A 14,863-nucleotide genomic window follows, 5' to 3' on the forward strand; every position below is an offset into this window, starting at 1 on the left:
ATGCGTGCGTGGGCGCACGGAGCAGCAAAGGCTGTATAGGGCCTCAAACCATCGTCACGCCCGCTATACCGGGTGGACACATCAATCGAAGTAAGGAGTACATATGAGAGTAACGAATCGTAACCAGAATCAAGGCAGCGGCGAGGTGCATCCGTGGGCATATCTGCCCAGCGGCGAACGCATCAATATGTACGCCGACCCGACGGCATTCTGTATCGCCCTCGGTCTTCAACCCAGCGGCCAAGTATCGGTCGGGCAGGCGAAGCTGGCTGTCCATCAGATGCTGGCCTTGACATCGCGTGTGAACACCAGCGCAGCCGGTATGACCATCGGTTCTTCGTTCGGCGTCACGGACGAGAACGGCCCGCCTAGTCAGCGCAGCATGCGCTTCACGATGGTGCATATTGAACCGGCGTTGCGCTATGCAGCTTCTACGGGCGATATGTCGCCGCTTGAGGGCTACCACGACATTGGCGTCGATGCGAACGGACGCCCTGCCGTTGATGCCTCGATGGGCTACGGCGTGACAGGGCGCACTCGCGGGTTCGGTGGTATGGCTGAAGCGAAGGCCGAATTGCAGCGGCAGGATGCGGCAGTGCAGGCGTGGGGCCATCAGCAAGCCGTAGCGAATGCAGCGAGCGGTAACGTGATTGAGAAGTAAGGAGACGCAATGATGTTCGGTACTTTGAGCAGCAACACGGTGGAAATCAAGGGAGTTCAAGCAAAGGATATGGATTCCAACGTTCAAGCGGTTGAGCCGCGAACCTTCGCCGAGGCTGATGCACTGCTGGCAAACCTTGGCTCGAAGGTGAACGAGGCGTGGGCGGCGTACATCGGCGCATGCGATGCCCATGCCCGAGCAAAGAGGATCAGAGCGGACATCGAAGCCAAGGACCGTGCACAGCGCGGTATTTGCTGATAGTCCTGCACTACATCGCGCCCGATGTGGCGCATCAGCTAACGAACGAACGAAGGAGCAACAATGGACATCAAGAGCTTGAACGGGGAACAACTGCGGCTCGCAATCGCGCAGGCAGAGAAAGACATTGCCGTATACGAACGGCTGAAGGCAGCAGGAAAACTGCTCGCGTCTCTGCAAGCGGAGCAGAAGGGACGTGTACAGGCGTACGAGGCAGAGCAGGCGAACAAGTTGGAGCGCGAGATTGCGCGATGGGATGTGCGCGAGATTGCGCACGATCCGAAGGCCGCCGATCCTACTCTCCTTGGCAGGCGGTTGGTCACTATGGTGGACAAAGAAACGGGCCGTACTGAAACGGTCTCGCTCATCGGTCTTACGAGCTATCAGAAGGCAGCAATCCTTCGTGTGCCGCATACGATTCCCGCAGACATTCTTGCTCTTGCCGACACGCCTGACGCTGCGCTCGAACGCTGGCTCATCGCTGCTCGTCGTGGTTTTCTTGCGGAGGATCGCGCATATGTCAGCAAGTTCCTCTGATGCGACACGCCGCAAGCCCTCGCGCCGGATGCCTGTACAGCCACCAGCGAAGGTCAAGACACCTCTGCCTCCTGTGGTTAAGGTATCTCCGTACAGTAGGCCAGCCAGTGACATCAAAGCACTCCGAACAGAGCTACGCGAAGCGGAGGCATACTGGACCCGTCAATATCAATGGGTAGCCGAGGTGAAGGCGATGACGCCCGAGCAGATCATGCAGGCATGGCAGGCAGCCGAGGACTGGCAACTGCGCAGCCTCGCTATCCAAGCACTCGAGGTTGATCCGATGCTACGACTCGAACTCCAGTTGTTCAAGGATACAGGCGGCAAGGGCATCGACGGGGAATACGTTCCACCTAGCGAGACGCTCGCGCAGGTGCTCGCCGCGATGGTGACGAAGCATCCGGTACGCCATCCGTGCGTCATTAGTCGAGACATCTTCAACGCTCAGAACGGGCGAGCAGTCTAACAGCGGTGCTCATAAGGGCATCGCATCAACAACACACATAGGAGTACATAATGGGATTTTTCAGCGGACTGATTCACGCACTTACCAACCCGAACCCGTTCAAGGCCGCGCAGAGTGCCGGGCAGCTACTTGGCATTAACCCGCAGGCCCAAGCCGATGCTATCCGTCAGGCAGCAGCAACGCAGGCGGCAGCGGAAATGCAGGCTGCGAACACTCAGGCCGAGGCAACGCGGCAGGCGTCGCTGGCTCAAACGGCGTTGGTGAACCAGCAAGCACAGGCCACGGCGCAGGCGCAGCAGGCGACGATCAACCAGCAGACACTGGCAAATCAAATTGCAGCAATGCAGCAACAACAGCAACCTCAGACGCAGGTTGACATGACGAGTAGCAATGTGGGCGACGGTTCGGACCCGCGCCGGAAGTATCAGGGCGTTGGCGGAAGTCTGAGCGTTGGCGGTGGTAGCGGTGGCGTGGGAATCAGGCTTAGCTAAGCGCAGGTAATCGGGTCAAGCAACTATCAATCGAGGGGAATATATGTCGAACAGCTACGGGCCTGATTCATTCGCGCTCGACAACAGCGGTAACGTGGTTACGCAACAGCCCACGCCGACACCGGGCGGGCCGCAGATCACGTTGCAAGGCGGCGGTGGGCAGGTCCAGCAGGGCCAAGCGTCTCTCGCACCGGGAGGCGAGTTCGGAGCGGCTGCGGCACAGTCGGCTGCGTCGCTCAACGCGCTCAACAAGCTCACGCAGGGCATGCTGCAACCGTACATCGCCGCCGAGCAGAAGCGGCTGTACTTCGAGGGTATGTCGCAGGTAGCACAGGGACGCACGCTTCAGCAGGTCGAGGCAGAGCATCCGTGGTACACGCAAATCTTCGGCCCATCGGCGACTGTGCGCGGCGCACAGGCGATGACCGCCATGACTGCGCTGACGCAGGCGCAGAATCAGTTCATGGAGGACATGCCGAACCTCCGACAGCGTGACCCCGACACAGTGCGCAAGTACCTCGTCGATCAGGCCACGCAGATCGGCAACACGGGCGATCCTCTCGTCGATGGCCTCGTGCAGTCCAAGCTCGCAGAGCAGTGGGGCACGATGCTCGACACGCACATGAAGCAGCACCTCGCGTGGCAGCAAGAGGACATGGGCCAGAAGTTCGTGAACAACACGGTAGCCGCTGGCAAGCTGTTGCAATCGACGCTGCATGAGGCTACGGGCTATGCCGTCACGTCCGACGAAGCGGAGAAGCTGCGCACCGACGAGACGCAGAAGTTCACGGACACGCTGCTTCGCCCCTACGGAATGACCGACGAGTCCTACGGCAAGTACATGGCCTCGTCTGCTCGGGCGAACTTGAGCAACGGTAACTTCGAAGCGTACAACGCCCTCAAGCGCAACGGTGACATGTGGAATGCGATCCCGATGGACGCACGCGTGCAGCTTGAGAACGAGGAGGAACTGTGGACGCAGAAGGCTCTCAAGAAGGCCCCAGCGCTCGCAGACATCGGAGGCGATCAGACGAAGCTCTCGATGTCGCTGATCCAAGGCACGTTCCCCGGTGACGAGAAGGCGCTGAACGACACCATAGACGGTATCAATTCAAGCTGGCGGGCACGTAGTGGTGCGGCGACCGATGTCATCGACAATCACGGACGCGACCTGATGCTCAAGCAGTTCTACGCCGGGCGCAACAAGGTGAACACCGTGATTGCGAAGGCGCAGGCCGGGCTTGCCGACGACCAGCTACAGCGCACGTCTGCGCTCGCTGCGATCAACGGTGGCACGTCGTCGATCCTGCCCAGCGGAGTGAGCGAGCAGAACGCGCAGCTTGCGACCGAGGAGTTCTGGCAGTCAACACAAGGCGAAGGCCAGTCGAACCCGCAAGCGCTCGACAACGGTATCAGCAAGCTCGCGCTCGTTAGCGATGAGAAGAAGCTGCGGCCAGCGTCGCTTGAGTCGCAGTTGCGACAGGATAGCGAGGCGCTGTTCGTGACTGGCGGCTCGATCACTCCGCGTGCGCAGCAGTCCCTGCAAGTGATGCAGAAGCTGCTGACTGTGCCGGGTGGTGGGCCGGGTGCGTTGGCGAACTACATCGGCACAGACAACGCGAAGAAGGTCGCCGCCTTCATCGGAAGCGGTGTGGATGTCAATGACCCGAAGGGCTTAGAGACGACGCGCTCGTGGCTGAAGAACGGTAGCGGTGCGGTAGCGACCAAGGCAGACCGGGATGCAGCCGCGTCATACGTTAGCGGACAAGACCCCGGCTTCTTCAAGCGGATGATCCCGATTTTCGGTGGTCCGGGTTCGCTGACCTCATACAGTCTGAACGACGCGACTAAGGCCGGTATCGCCGCTGACCTCGCGCCGTACGTCGCCACGACGAAGAAGGCGTTCCCTTCGATGTCGGATGAGCAGGCTGCGCAGTTCGCCTACAACCAAGTCTACGGCAACCTGAACAACACCGACTTCATCGACGGGACCATCGTCAAGCACAACCCTTACGTGCCCGGTGCGCAGTCCCTGTATCAGGGCGTGCAGGCGATCAGCAAGAACGGTGTGAATCAGGCTAACGACGACTATCAGTGGGCCGTCAGAGAGGTCGCACGAGGCAACCTGAAGGATGCAGTAGGTCAAGGCGTGGACAAGCTCAACGCGGCACATGCCAGTGATCCGCTGTATGCGAAGGCAGACCTCGGCAACTTCCGCCCCGACGACTTCCAAGCTGTCGGCGGCGAGCAGCTAGCGGGCGGTATCGTCCTGCTGTATTACCAGCGCAAGCAGAGCGGGCAGCTATACCCGGTGCTCGTGCGTCCCGAGCAGGTGCGGGACAAGTACGAGGAACGGCTGAACCGTAATCGGACGGCAGACGGTGCGCCGGTAGTTGATGGCCCGTTCCTATCGGGCGGTGTAGGTCAGTTCTAAGCGGGCATAGCGTGCGGCGGGTTCGAGTAGCCCGCCGTGCAGTGTGTCTACAATTTATACGGGACACCGAAATATCTTGACCTCGGTTTACTACGACTCGTAAACTTTCTCTGTCGCGCAATCACGCGACCGGGTTTGGCGACCCGTCTGTTAGAGTAGCAGTGTCATTGCGCGTCAATGGGCGGGCGATGGCGGGGAGACCTCGCGGTCTGCCGGTTTCTCTGACGCCGGTTCGCCAACCCTGTCATCTGCCTGCTCACCTCGTTTGGCGACGAGACGGCAGGTTCAACAGTCAGAGGACCGAGCCATGCACACGCCCGCAGTAGCACCCCAGCAAGTCACTTTGTGCTTTCCCCTTTCGCGTCTCGACGGTAAGCCGGATAACGGCCCGTTGAGCATCGTAGTTGCGCTGAATGAGCGTGGCTTCGCCTTTACTGAAGGTGAGGTGTTCGAGGTAGGACCAGAGAATATTCCGCTGTCCCGCACCCTCACATTGACCGGCACTACGCCCAGCGTAGACTGTAGCGTATGGATTCCGCGCCTCGTCGCTGCCATGCGCGAACTGAGCACGTACTGCATCGACATCGACGAGCCGGACGCCGCCGAACTCACGGCGAAGCTCGACGGCGCGGTCCTGACTAACTAACGGCTGGCCGGGTACGCCTATGCGCCGCCCGGCTTCCTATCCAGCCTCCTCGCAAGGTCGCCCATTTGCAGGTGTGTGTAACGCTTCAGCATTTGCAGCGTTTGATGACCGGATATTTGCGCGACCTCCATTACAGTCAATCCCTTCTCGAACATTCTGCTAATCGCTTCGTGGCGCAGATCGTGGAACCGGAGGTCATGGATACCTGCACGGCGAACCGTCCGCTCGAAGCATAGCCCGACTGCATTGGGAGTCAGGCCGGGGAATACGCGTGGGGGAACCTCGCAACGCCGCGCTCGTGCCCACGCTTGAAGCTCATGCCGAATTTTTAATAGCTCGTTGACGGCACGAGTTGAAGGAATGACGTGTCGTGAAACACCAGTCTTGGTGCGGTCTAGCAATATACGTGAGCGCTGGAAGTCAATCCGTTCCCATTCCAATCCTACTATTTCGCTACGCCTCATAGCGGTCTCAAGAGCCAATACTATCAATCGTTGCATATAGCGGCTGGCCCCGTCGCATGCCTGTATGAGCCGGTATTCCTCATCCCCATTCAATCTGCGCTCGCGTGGCGGGTTCTCGCGTGGTTGTCGTATTAGCGTGAACGGATTGCTGTCGAGCTTGATGCCCCATTCGATGCGGGCAATTTCGATAACGTGCCGGAGCAGGGTAAGGTCTCGCTTGACCGTTGAGCCGGTAACGCTTTTGAGCCGCCAATCGCGCCACTCTGCAACCTGCGGCGGTGCAAGGGTGACGACAGGGCAGCGGGCGAGCGGATGCCCGAGAAGGCCACGGATACGCCAACCTTCCTCGATTGCAGCGCGCTTGCCGGGCGTAACGCGGTCCCTGTACCGAAGTAGCAAGTCGCCGAGGGTCAGGCGGTCAGGCGGGGCTGCGTCGGCTACCTTGCGTAATGCGATGTCTGCGGCTCGCTGGGCTTCGCGCTGATCTAGTTCTCCGTCTATCGCTGTGGCCCATAGCTCGGCCTGCATACGGCCCGGGAACGTGCGAGACAGGGGAGGGTAGCCCGCTCGACGGATGCGGGCCTGAAACGTGGTGTTGCCGCGTGCGTCGCGACGTTCGGTGATAGTTGCCATTCTGTGTAGGGTAGGTGCCGCGTTGAAACGTGCCCACACGAAAATCGCATTGCTCCCGTAGTCGATGAATGCCTGCCTTGTACTAGCGCAGAACCTCAGGCGAGGAACGGCAGTGGTTGCCGTCCCGCGATTATCAACGAACCGCTCTCGCGAGTAAACCGCGAATTACGTGCTCTGTGTGAGCAGTGCAGTAACGGCGGTTGTGATGCCGGATGCGACGAGGTTGCCCGCCGCACCTTCACATACTGTGAGCAGTGACTTAAGTGCCCCGCGTAGCTTGCCCTCATTCGGCGACTGTTTGCGGGACTCCGAGTCGAGTTCGTCTAAGAGTGTGCTGGCTTCGGCAGCGGTGTCGCTGGGCAGCGCGGATAGCATTGGCTTAGCTTGCTGAACTAGGTCGCGTACGCGGTCAACAGATAGCGAGCCATGCACCGTCTGATTGTTCGTGACGGTCGCGCTGTCGGTCACATTGCCGACGACGCCCGCGTTTTGGATAAAGAACTGTTGTGACACCGGTTTGGCCTCCTGCTTTTCCGTCAGTGTGAACGTCATGTTTTCGCCGAGTACACCGGCCTGCTCCAATTTGAGACTCCAATCGAGCGTCAGATTTCTGACGGCATCATAGATTCCCTCCAACTGGCTACGTGCAATCCTGATTGCGAATTTCATCTGCTCTCGGAACAGTCGCTGGAGTATCTGCTGCTGTTCAAAATCGAAGTGCATGAATGCGTGATCGGAATCGCTAGTAATAATCGACTCCATTGAGCCAAGTGGCTGGCCGATTCTAGCTTCCGAACAGATACGCTGAAACTCAGCATCCGGAAATTGGGTTTGTATCCATCGACCGTTATATGGGTTGAATGCCTGACACTCGCCGCTTAATATCCTGTAGTTCGGCAAGTTTGCGCGGCTGGCATAGCCGTTTAACTCTTTGTCAATCCATTCAGTAGCGTCAGACAGGCCGAGCTTTGCTGCTACCAGCTTTGCCGTGCGGACGAGTTGAACTACTGACGTCTCGCGGCTGACGGCCATTGATTGCAGTTCAATAACAAGAGGCAATGCCATGTCTGTGCGGGTTGATTCGTTAGGTTTCTGCGGCGGATTGCGCGAGTCATTATATCCGGGAACTTTCACCTATCCGAGGCGTAGCGCGAGTTCTTCGGCTCGCAGATGCGTGTAACGCTTTAGCATCTGCATGGTTTTATGCCCGGTGATCGACGACACCTCCATCGTATTGAATCCTTTTTCGAATAGGCGGCTGGTTGCTTCATGGCGCAGATCGTGAAAGCGTAAATCCGGCATACCGGCTTTGTCCCTTGCCCGCATGAAGGCGTGACGAATCACGGTCGCGTCGATGTGCGCGAACGGACCGTCCACGCGCTCTAGCGACACGCCTTGATATTTGTACTGCCGGGCGGTCTTCATTTCTTCTATCGCTGCGATGGCGCGAGAGGATAGCGGCACGACGCGGGGTTCTCCGTTCTTTGTCGTCGGTAGCGCGGCATAGCGGCGCGCAGTGTCGATGTGTTCCCACTTCATCGCCCGTATCTCGCTCTGTCGCATGCCTGTCTCTATGGCGATGATGACGGCGGGCGCGAGGTAAGGGCAGCGCGAGGCACGACATGCCGCGAGCAACCGGACTTCCTCGCCGTCCTCCAGCCGTCTGTCGCGTGGCGCGTTGGCCTTGGGGCGTCTGACGCGATGGAACGGGTTATAGACGAGGTGCACGCCCCATTCACTACGGGCGGTCTCGATTGCGCGGCCTATCACGTTCATTTCCGACGTGACCGTTGAGCCGCTGACGTGCTTGACACGCTCGTCTCGGAAATCCGCCGCCGCCCTGCGCGTGATGTTTGCCAGCGCGAACTGAGCGACCGGCATACCGAGCAACTGACGGATGCGGTAGCCCTCGGTTTTCGCGCCCTTGTGACCAGGCACAACCTCGTCAAGATACCGCTGCAATACTTCCCTTAGTGTCGTCTCGCGTGCGTCCGTCAAATCGACTACGTGCCCCTTGTCGTACGTCTGCTCGACCTCGCGTGCCCATTGCTCGGCTTCAGTCTTGGTCGCAAACGACTTGCTCTGTGTCGGAAAACCCTTGCGCCTGACCCGGGCCTGCCAGCGGCGATGTGGTGCTTGGTCAGTTCGTTTTGTGATAGTTGCCATGTTCAGTGTCCCAGAAGTGTCCCAGACTGAACAAGCGACGCCGCGTAAATACAGCCGAGCCGCCTCTGGCGAGGCTGACGGGACCCGTCGTATCAAACCTGCCACCGCCGCTTCAAATCGTGGCATCAGGCCGGCGTGCTGCAGCGTGTGATGGACGAACTGTTCGGCGAGGCGGGCAACGGGCTGTGCAGCACGATGGAAGCCCGCATGCGCACGCACGCGACAAATGGTCCTGCCGCCGCAAACGATGCCGCGCATCCGTCGCCGCCTGCCGCGCCGCTGTACACGCCGCCGTCCGGTGCGCACGCGACGCCGCTGATGTTCAACTACATCAGTCCTTTTAAAAACGCGGCATGACGGATCGAACGAATTGAACGCACGCGATAGCAAAAAGCCGGTCTGGCGAAACGAACGCCAGACCGGCTTTTTTGCGTCCTGCCTGGGCCGCGTGCGACGAAGCGTTCACGCGGCGCGACTGCTTCAGTTCTGACGGACCCACGTCTGCGAACGCCCTAGCAGCGACACGCCGATATACCCGCGCACCACCAGCTTCTGTCCGCCATCTTCGATGTGCATCTTGCACTTGTAGAGCTTGCCGTTTTCCGGGTCGAGAATCTGTCCGCCGTCCCAGTTGTCGCCGTCCTTTTTCATCTCGCTGATGATCGTCATGCCGAGAATCGGCTGATCTTTACGCGCGTCCGTGCAGGCCGTGCAGCGGCGATCGGGTTGATCGTTGGCGCCGAGTCCCTTGACGACCTTGCCGCTCAGCGAGCCGTTAGCATCCTGTGTGATTTGCACGAGGGCTTTGGGCTGGCCCGTGTGATCGTCGATGGTTTGCCATGTGCCGACGGGCGTATCGGCCTGCGCAAAAGCCGTCACGGCCCCGGCCAGCAACAGTCCGGCAACAACCGCCTGTTTGAACGGCTTGCCGCACGCGAGGCGCGCGCGTTGTGTCAGCGATGTCATTGTCTTCCTCCTTGTTTGAAAGTCGTCGCGATGCGTGTCGCGCGGCGCCGTGTGAAGGCTCTACGAGGCGGCGCCATGCCTGTGTGCTGCTGATTTCGAGAGGGCAGAATACGTGAAAGTGTCGGCGTCGTTTGATAGTGAAGCCTCTAATGTCATCGCCAACATTGCGACCTTCAGGGCGCTCGTCGTGTCGGCCGATCAGCGGCGAATCAGCCGTGACGTGCGGTGAGAAAAGATGCGTAAGTACCTATTTTTCGGCGAGGATCCCGCAACCCGCGAAAGTGAGTAATAATTAGACGGTTTTGCAAAAATTAAAACACGACACGAGCAGAAATTACATGGACCAGAAGTCGAAAGTGCGACACATCGTGATGTCGGCAATGATCGTTTTCGGGGGCGTTCAAGGGGTCTACGCGCAGAGTTCTGCCTCTAACGGCACGGATGCTTCGGCGAGCGCGATCGTCGCGCAGACGACGCCTGCCGCGGCGCCTCTCACCGCCGCGAGCCAAACGATTGCGTTGACTCCGGACGAAGCGAAGCAGTCGGCGACGGGCAATGTCGCGGAACTGCAACAGATGATTCACGGCAACGACCTAGCCGAGCTTCGCACCACCTACAACGGCAGTTACGGCGCAAGCCTGATGTTCTACGCGAAGGACATGACGTACTACGTCGCGCTCTTCCAGCAGAAGAACTTCTGGCGCGTGATCAAGACGCAGGACGAAGCGCGTTCCGAGCAGATCTATCGCGACTTTGCGCGTCAGACGGCGCAACTGTCGGACGTCGAGATTCGCCGCACGAAACTTGAAGCGCAAAAGGCGTACACCGATCGTCTCGTCGCACTGTCGCAGGAGCGCGCGAGTCGTCTGCAGGCCGACCTGAACATTGCGCACGAGCAGCAGACCATCGTCAACAGCATGCAGCAGCAGACCCGCGCGGAAGCCGCTGCGCTTGCGCAGCAGAAGGCGCAGTCGCAGGAGCAGTTGCGCACGACGCAGCGTCAGGTGCGCGATCTGCAGCGCCAGCTCGAAAGCGGACTGTCCACACGCTGATGCTGTGTGAGCCGCGTGGCCCCGCGAGGGCCGTGCGGTTTCAACACCTCACCCGACTCGAACCTCGTCGCTTCCGCGTTGCCGGCGGACGCGAGGTTTCGTTCGCTCGAATCTGACGGGTAAGGTGAGCCACTCGCCTCCCGTCCTCGACGCATGCCCGCAAGGCAGCGCCGATGATTCGTCTCGTCCCGCCATCTCTACCCATCAACGAGACTTTTTCTGCTTGCCTTGCTCGCGGTCTTCGTCGTCCTCATCGGGATCGACCGCAATGGGATCGCTTGCGGGGAAAGTTTCGTCGAGCGCCTCATCGAGGCGTTCGTCGCTGGACGAATGTTCTTCGGGCGTCTTCGGGGTGTGCTGTTTCGACGTGGACATGGCAGGCTCCGCTACGAAAGTGGACGGGATCGGCAACCCAGCATAGCGCAATCGCGGTAAGGAGGCTGATCAGGTCAATGGCATAGGACGGAAGCACTTCCACTGTCGCGCGAATCGTACGGCTGCTGCGGCGCAGGTTGAAGATCGCGAAAGCATGTTGTAGGTTCCAGACAGGCCGATGGAATTTTTCGCGAGATCGTTCGTTATTACGTTGTCACACGACGGCGGCGCACACGTAGCGCCGTACGCGGCTGGCTTACGAGGGCGACCATGCAACCGAACGGATATGGCAGCGGACGGCGCTTGAACGCGTCACATGTTGTCGAGTCGGAACTGGAGCATCTGGAGTGGGCGATGCGTCAACCGATGATGCACCTGCTGAACGCCCGCTACTGGCAGCGCCGGGTGCTAGAAGTGAAGTGCGGATACGAACTGACCGTTCAGCAGGGCGTGCGGATCGAGAGGATGTTGAAGCAGCTGGCCAAGCGCCCCGGCTGACCAGCCTGCCTGTGTGGCGGAAGCGGGCGCGCCGGCAGCGCGCCCATTTCGGCAATGCGCGGCAATGCGCGGTAATGCTTATTCGTGCCCGCCGTTGTTGCCCTGGTCGTTGCCGTTGCCTGCACCATACAGACGTCGGCGCCGCGTGACGACGACGGGGCCGTCCGACGACGAAGAAGACGAACGGTCGGACGAGCCCTGCGATGCGCCGTACGACTCGCGCGGTTCACGCGGCTCGCGATGTTCGCGCGAACCATGCGGTCCGCGTGCGGAATGATCGCCATGCGACGGACGGCCCGCGCGCGGCGCCGGGCGCGTACCCGTGTCGAGCTGGATCGTCGAAATGGCGCGTTTGTAAATGCCTTGCAGCCCGACGGGCGTGCGCAGCATCACCAGATACTGGTCGAACGACTCGATGCAACCTGTCAGACGGATACCGTTGACGAGGTAAATCTCGACGCGCTTACGTTCTTTGCGCGCAGCGTTCATAAAGTCGTTTTGCGGATGCGATTCTGCGGAAGGCATGGACAATTGTGTAGAGAAAAACGGTTGTTCAGCGGGATTCTACCCGTTGTCGCTCTGCGCCGACATGATGGGCCCCAAACGCCGAAACGGTTGATGCCCACTATAACCACTTGTGGGCGCGGAAGCATCCTTTAAAACCCAAGTGTAACGTTGAGTTACGAAATCATGCGCCGCAATGCGGGGCACCCCACGTTCGCGATGCGGCGCGAGCGACGGGCCGCGTCGGCGGTTCCTTTCTGTTCAGTTGAGCGATATGTGCCGTCCATGCACGACGCTGCGGAATAAATCGCGCGCCTTGAGCGTTTATCCGTCAGGCGTCGCATGCAATGCAGCGAAGCCGTGAAACCCGGGACGGACACATCGGCCGAGATGACAGCCGTCGATGCCCGTTCCCGCAGATGGTTTCCCTGTTCGCAATTGGTCACCGGCGTCGCGGCATGCGCCGCATGCATGTGCGCATTGCCGGTTCAACGCATGGCCACGCGATCCGTCGCGCCGGACCGTGCAGGAGGGTTTTACATGAAAGTGTCCAGACTGGTATCGGCTGTATTCGTCGTGCTCGCACTCGGGGTGGCGTCGCTGTCGCTGACGGCATGTCAGTCGGCGGGCGACATGAGTTCATCGGGCGGCGCGAGCAGCAGCGGCACGAACGGCAGCGGCGGCGGTTATTGACGATGCCTGCGCTCACATGACGGCTTGCGCCGGGTGAACTTCGAAGCGGAAGTGATTTCGTGGCTCCCGCAGTTGCGGCGCTATGCGCGCGCGCTGACGGGCGACCCCGCATGGGCGGACGACCTGGTTCAGGATACGGCCGAGCGTGCGCTCGCGCGCTGGAAAGGCTTCCGGCCGGACAGCAATCTGCGCGCGTGGCTGCTGACGATTCTGCGGCACCTGTATATCGACCAGCTGCGTGTGCGCCGCGAAATCGCCGTCGACGACGAAAGCGCGCCATGGCGCAATCTCGAAGCGCCGCGCGGCGAAGTCGACGGGCTGGTGTTGCGCGATGTGCAGCGCGCGCTTTATTGTCTGCCCGTCGAGCAGCGCGAAGTGATGCTGCTCGTCTGTGTGGAGGAATTGAGCTATCAGGAGGCATCCGTGGCGCTCGGCGTGCCCATTGGCACGGTGATGTCGCGGCTGTCTCGCGCCCGCGAGCATATGCGGGCACTGTTGACGGAGGGGCCTGTGCACAAGTCGCCGGCGCTGAAAGTGGTGAAGAGCAGCTGACGGGCAGGTGACGAACGGGTGAAAACGGCGCAATGAACAACGACGAAAACTCTACCGGTTCTGCGAACGCGCCCGATCTGCGCGCGCTGTCGGCGTTCGTCGATAACGAACTGCCCGAGGGCGAACGTGCCGCGGTGCGCGAGCATCTGGCGCACGACCCGCAGGCGGCCGCGCAGGTCGCGTCGTGGCGCGCGCAGAAGGCCGCGCTGCAGACGCTGTGCGGCGCGGCCGAGCGCGAGGAGCCGCCGTTCATCGTGCTGCGCGCGCGCATGCCGTGGTGGCGGCGCGTGGCCGTCGCCGCGTGCTGGCTCGCCGTCGGCGCGGGGCTCGCGCTCGTGCTCGGTCCGCTGGTGCCGCGCTTCACGGGCGGAAGCAATGGCGACGTGATGTCGTTCGCACGGCGCGCGGATATCGCTTACGCCGTCTACACGCCGGAGCGCCGCCATCCCGTCGAGGTCGCGGCCGCCGAAGAAGAGCATCTGATCAACTGGCTGTCGAAACGGCTGAACCGGCATCTTTCCGTGCCCTCGCTTCAGGAATACGGCTACACGCTCGTCGGAGGACGGCTGCTGCCGGGCGAAGCGGGGCCCGCCGCGCAGTTCATGTACGAGAATCAGAGCGGCGCGCGTCTCACGCTCTACGTGACGGGCATTCCGAAAGACGAGACCGCGTTCCGGCTGTTCCGCGACGGCAACCGCCGCACGTTCTACTGGATCAGCGACCACATGGGATACGCGCTGTCGGGGCCGATCGAGGAGGCCAAGCTGCGCTCGATCGCGATTGAAGTGTGCGGCGAACTCGGCGGCCGTCCGGAGACGTGGCAGTAGCCGCCGACTTTGACGTCGAGAGGAAACATCGCGTAACACAATGACGTCGCCGCACGCCGTGCGCGAGGAATAGCGTCCGGCGCACACACGTTCTAGTGATACAGGCGCGTGTTTCGCCATTGCCGGCGAACCCGAAGCGGCATCGTGCCGCGCGCGTCCTGCGAGGCGAATCGACGGCGTCTTCACGGCGACGGCACGCACAGGTGCCGCGACACCGCACCGTTGGCAGGACACATCATGCGTACTTTCACTGGACTCGGCGCGGCGCTGTGCGTGTGCGCCGGATGCGCCGCGCTGGCTTCATCGCCCGTCGCCGCGCAGGAGCCGCCCGACAATCAGGCGACCTGCCGCAACGTCGTCGGCCAGGCGGAGATCGACGGCACGTTGCAGCAGATCAGCGGCCTCGCGTGCCTGCAGCCGGACGGAACGTGGCAGATCGAGCAGGGCAGCGATGCCGCCGTCGGCTATCCGATTCCCGCCTATCCTTACTATGACCCCTGGTATTGGGGACCGCCCGTTGCCGTGGCTGTCGGCACGTCGTTCGTGTTCGTCGACCGTTTCCATCATGTCCATCATCTGAACCACGTGCATTGGGGAAGGACGGGGGCATGATGGGTCACGGCTCGGGCGGCATGCACAT

20 protein-coding genes are annotated in these 14,863 nt (G+C 60.9%); 14 read left to right on the forward strand and 6 right to left on the reverse strand.

What is annotated here, in order from left to right:
* Positions 1 to 103 precede the first annotated feature (103 nt).
* The 7 genes from FRZ40_RS01950 to FRZ40_RS01980 all read left to right on the forward strand — a co-directional run bounded on the left by FRZ40_RS01950 (position 104) and on the right by FRZ40_RS01980 (position 5,493).
* A complete protein-coding gene (locus tag FRZ40_RS01950) occupies positions 104 to 661 on the forward strand; it encodes a hypothetical protein (protein WP_147233123.1) in 558 nt (185 codons plus the stop codon).
* A 9-nt stretch (positions 662 to 670) separates the two neighbouring features.
* Complete coding sequence (locus tag FRZ40_RS01955) at positions 671 to 919, forward strand: hypothetical protein (protein WP_147233124.1); 249 nt, start codon at positions 671 to 673, stop codon at positions 917 to 919.
* A gap of 63 nt (positions 920 to 982) precedes the next feature.
* The gene (locus FRZ40_RS01960) at positions 983 to 1,456 is read left to right on the forward strand and encodes a hypothetical protein (RefSeq protein ID WP_147233125.1); all 474 of its coding nucleotides are present in this window, start codon (positions 983 to 985) and stop codon (positions 1,454 to 1,456) included.
* Between the two features lie 193 nt (positions 1,457 to 1,649).
* A complete protein-coding gene (locus tag FRZ40_RS01965; RefSeq protein WP_147233126.1) occupies positions 1,650 to 1,922 on the forward strand; it encodes a hypothetical protein in 273 nt (90 codons plus the stop codon).
* A gap of 50 nt (positions 1,923 to 1,972) precedes the next feature.
* Positions 1,973 to 2,413 (forward strand): hypothetical protein, encoded by a 441-nt coding sequence (locus FRZ40_RS01970; RefSeq protein WP_147233127.1) that lies wholly within the window; start codon positions 1,973 to 1,975, stop codon positions 2,411 to 2,413.
* Between the two features lie 43 nt (positions 2,414 to 2,456).
* Complete coding sequence (locus FRZ40_RS01975; protein WP_158646987.1) at positions 2,457 to 4,847, forward strand: hypothetical protein; 2,391 nt, start codon at positions 2,457 to 2,459, stop codon at positions 4,845 to 4,847.
* Positions 4,848 to 5,154: 307 nt separating this feature from the next.
* A complete protein-coding gene (locus FRZ40_RS01980) occupies positions 5,155 to 5,493 on the forward strand; it encodes a hypothetical protein (RefSeq protein ID WP_147233129.1) in 339 nt (112 codons plus the stop codon).
* Positions 5,494 to 5,510: 17 nt separating this feature from the next.
* Here FRZ40_RS01980 and FRZ40_RS01985 read toward each other — a convergent pair whose 3' ends face one another.
* The 3 genes from FRZ40_RS01985 to FRZ40_RS01995 form a co-directional block, all read right to left on the reverse strand.
* Positions 5,511 to 6,590, reverse strand: coding sequence for an integrase (locus tag FRZ40_RS01985; protein WP_147233130.1), 1,080 nt, complete (start codon positions 6,588 to 6,590; stop codon positions 5,511 to 5,513).
* A 165-nt stretch (positions 6,591 to 6,755) separates the two neighbouring features.
* Positions 6,756 to 7,655, reverse strand: coding sequence for an AbiTii domain-containing protein (locus FRZ40_RS01990; protein ID WP_147233131.1), 900 nt, complete (start codon positions 7,653 to 7,655; stop codon positions 6,756 to 6,758).
* A gap of 69 nt (positions 7,656 to 7,724) precedes the next feature.
* A complete protein-coding gene (locus FRZ40_RS01995) occupies positions 7,725 to 8,756 on the reverse strand; it encodes a site-specific integrase (protein WP_147233132.1) in 1,032 nt (343 codons plus the stop codon).
* Between the two features lie 150 nt (positions 8,757 to 8,906).
* Between FRZ40_RS01995 and FRZ40_RS02000 the strand changes: the two genes are divergently transcribed.
* Positions 8,907 to 9,113: a hypothetical protein gene (locus FRZ40_RS02000; RefSeq protein WP_147233133.1), complete on the forward strand. Its 207-nt coding sequence runs from the start codon at positions 8,907 to 8,909 to the stop codon at positions 9,111 to 9,113.
* A 123-nt stretch (positions 9,114 to 9,236) separates the two neighbouring features.
* Here the strand turns inward: FRZ40_RS02000 and FRZ40_RS02005 are convergent, their stop codons facing one another.
* The gene (locus FRZ40_RS02005) at positions 9,237 to 9,722 is read right to left on the reverse strand and encodes a DUF2147 domain-containing protein (protein WP_028365245.1); all 486 of its coding nucleotides are present in this window, start codon (positions 9,720 to 9,722) and stop codon (positions 9,237 to 9,239) included.
* A gap of 338 nt (positions 9,723 to 10,060) precedes the next feature.
* On the opposite strand from FRZ40_RS02005, the gene FRZ40_RS02010 reads away from it, so the two are divergent.
* Positions 10,061 to 10,774: a DUF2968 domain-containing protein gene (locus tag FRZ40_RS02010; RefSeq protein WP_028365244.1), complete on the forward strand. Its 714-nt coding sequence runs from the start codon at positions 10,061 to 10,063 to the stop codon at positions 10,772 to 10,774.
* Positions 10,775 to 10,978: 204 nt separating this feature from the next.
* On the opposite strand, the gene FRZ40_RS44285 is transcribed toward FRZ40_RS02010, so the two are convergent.
* Positions 10,979 to 11,149 (reverse strand): hypothetical protein, encoded by a 171-nt coding sequence (locus FRZ40_RS44285; protein WP_167528635.1) that lies wholly within the window; start codon positions 11,147 to 11,149, stop codon positions 10,979 to 10,981.
* Positions 11,150 to 11,419: 270 nt separating this feature from the next.
* On the opposite strand from FRZ40_RS44285, the gene FRZ40_RS02015 reads away from it, so the two are divergent.
* Positions 11,420 to 11,647: a hypothetical protein gene (locus FRZ40_RS02015; RefSeq protein WP_028365243.1), complete on the forward strand. Its 228-nt coding sequence runs from the start codon at positions 11,420 to 11,422 to the stop codon at positions 11,645 to 11,647.
* A 78-nt stretch (positions 11,648 to 11,725) separates the two neighbouring features.
* Here the strand turns inward: FRZ40_RS02015 and hfq are convergent, their stop codons facing one another.
* A complete protein-coding gene (hfq, locus tag FRZ40_RS02020; RefSeq protein WP_028365242.1) occupies positions 11,726 to 12,172 on the reverse strand; it encodes an RNA chaperone Hfq in 447 nt (148 codons plus the stop codon).
* A gap of 519 nt (positions 12,173 to 12,691) precedes the next feature.
* On the opposite strand from hfq, the gene FRZ40_RS44290 reads away from it, so the two are divergent.
* The 4 genes from FRZ40_RS44290 (at position 12,692) to FRZ40_RS02035 (ending at position 14,835) form a co-directional block, all read left to right on the forward strand.
* The gene (locus tag FRZ40_RS44290) at positions 12,692 to 12,844 is read left to right on the forward strand and encodes a hypothetical protein (RefSeq protein WP_167528636.1); all 153 of its coding nucleotides are present in this window, start codon (positions 12,692 to 12,694) and stop codon (positions 12,842 to 12,844) included.
* A 33-nt stretch (positions 12,845 to 12,877) separates the two neighbouring features.
* Positions 12,878 to 13,396 (forward strand): sigma-70 family RNA polymerase sigma factor, encoded by a 519-nt coding sequence (locus FRZ40_RS02025; RefSeq protein WP_028365240.1) that lies wholly within the window; start codon positions 12,878 to 12,880, stop codon positions 13,394 to 13,396.
* A 32-nt stretch (positions 13,397 to 13,428) separates the two neighbouring features.
* Positions 13,429 to 14,223 (forward strand): anti-sigma factor family protein, encoded by a 795-nt coding sequence (locus FRZ40_RS02030; RefSeq protein WP_028365239.1) that lies wholly within the window; start codon positions 13,429 to 13,431, stop codon positions 14,221 to 14,223.
* A gap of 237 nt (positions 14,224 to 14,460) precedes the next feature.
* On the forward strand, positions 14,461 to 14,835 hold the full coding sequence (locus FRZ40_RS02035; protein ID WP_338048052.1) for a hypothetical protein: 375 nt from the start codon (positions 14,461 to 14,463) through the stop codon (positions 14,833 to 14,835).
* The last annotated feature ends 28 nt before the right edge of the window (positions 14,836 to 14,863 follow it).

It is taken from the genome of Paraburkholderia azotifigens (assembly GCF_007995085.1).
In the GTDB taxonomy this organism is placed as follows: Bacteria; Pseudomonadota; Gammaproteobacteria; order Burkholderiales; family Burkholderiaceae; genus Paraburkholderia; species Paraburkholderia azotifigens.

Coding starts and splice junctions, on each gene's coding strand:
- FRZ40_RS02005 (WP_028365245.1), bottom strand. CDS start 9,722: ATGACATCGCTGACACAACGCGCGCGCCTCGCGTGCGGCAAGCCGTTC.
- FRZ40_RS01955 (WP_147233124.1), top strand. CDS start 671: ATGATGTTCGGTACTTTGAGCAGCAACACGGTGGAAATCAAGGGAGTT.
- FRZ40_RS02015 (WP_028365243.1), top strand. CDS start 11,420: ATGCAACCGAACGGATATGGCAGCGGACGGCGCTTGAACGCGTCACAT.
- FRZ40_RS02010 (WP_028365244.1), top strand. CDS start 10,061: ATGGACCAGAAGTCGAAAGTGCGACACATCGTGATGTCGGCAATGATC.
- hfq (WP_028365242.1), bottom strand. CDS start 12,172: ATGCCTTCCGCAGAATCGCATCCGCAAAACGACTTTATGAACGCTGCG.
- FRZ40_RS44290 (WP_167528636.1), top strand. CDS start 12,692: ATGAAAGTGTCCAGACTGGTATCGGCTGTATTCGTCGTGCTCGCACTC.
- FRZ40_RS01995 (WP_147233132.1), bottom strand. CDS start 8,756: ATGGCAACTATCACAAAACGAACTGACCAAGCACCACATCGCCGCTGG.
- FRZ40_RS44285 (WP_167528635.1), bottom strand. CDS start 11,149: ATGTCCACGTCGAAACAGCACACCCCGAAGACGCCCGAAGAACATTCG.
- FRZ40_RS02035 (WP_338048052.1), top strand. CDS start 14,461: ATGCGTACTTTCACTGGACTCGGCGCGGCGCTGTGCGTGTGCGCCGGA.
- FRZ40_RS01975 (WP_158646987.1), top strand. CDS start 2,457: ATGTCGAACAGCTACGGGCCTGATTCATTCGCGCTCGACAACAGCGGT.
- FRZ40_RS01965 (WP_147233126.1), top strand. CDS start 1,650: ATGACGCCCGAGCAGATCATGCAGGCATGGCAGGCAGCCGAGGACTGG.
- FRZ40_RS01985 (WP_147233130.1), bottom strand. CDS start 6,590: ATGGCAACTATCACCGAACGTCGCGACGCACGCGGCAACACCACGTTT.
- FRZ40_RS02030 (WP_028365239.1), top strand. CDS start 13,429: ATGAACAACGACGAAAACTCTACCGGTTCTGCGAACGCGCCCGATCTG.
- FRZ40_RS01980 (WP_147233129.1), top strand. CDS start 5,155: ATGCACACGCCCGCAGTAGCACCCCAGCAAGTCACTTTGTGCTTTCCC.
- FRZ40_RS01960 (WP_147233125.1), top strand. CDS start 983: ATGGACATCAAGAGCTTGAACGGGGAACAACTGCGGCTCGCAATCGCG.
- FRZ40_RS02000 (WP_147233133.1), top strand. CDS start 8,907: ATGGACGAACTGTTCGGCGAGGCGGGCAACGGGCTGTGCAGCACGATG.
- FRZ40_RS01990 (WP_147233131.1), bottom strand. CDS start 7,655: ATGGCATTGCCTCTTGTTATTGAACTGCAATCAATGGCCGTCAGCCGC.
- FRZ40_RS01970 (WP_147233127.1), top strand. CDS start 1,973: ATGGGATTTTTCAGCGGACTGATTCACGCACTTACCAACCCGAACCCG.
- FRZ40_RS01950 (WP_147233123.1), top strand. CDS start 104: ATGAGAGTAACGAATCGTAACCAGAATCAAGGCAGCGGCGAGGTGCAT.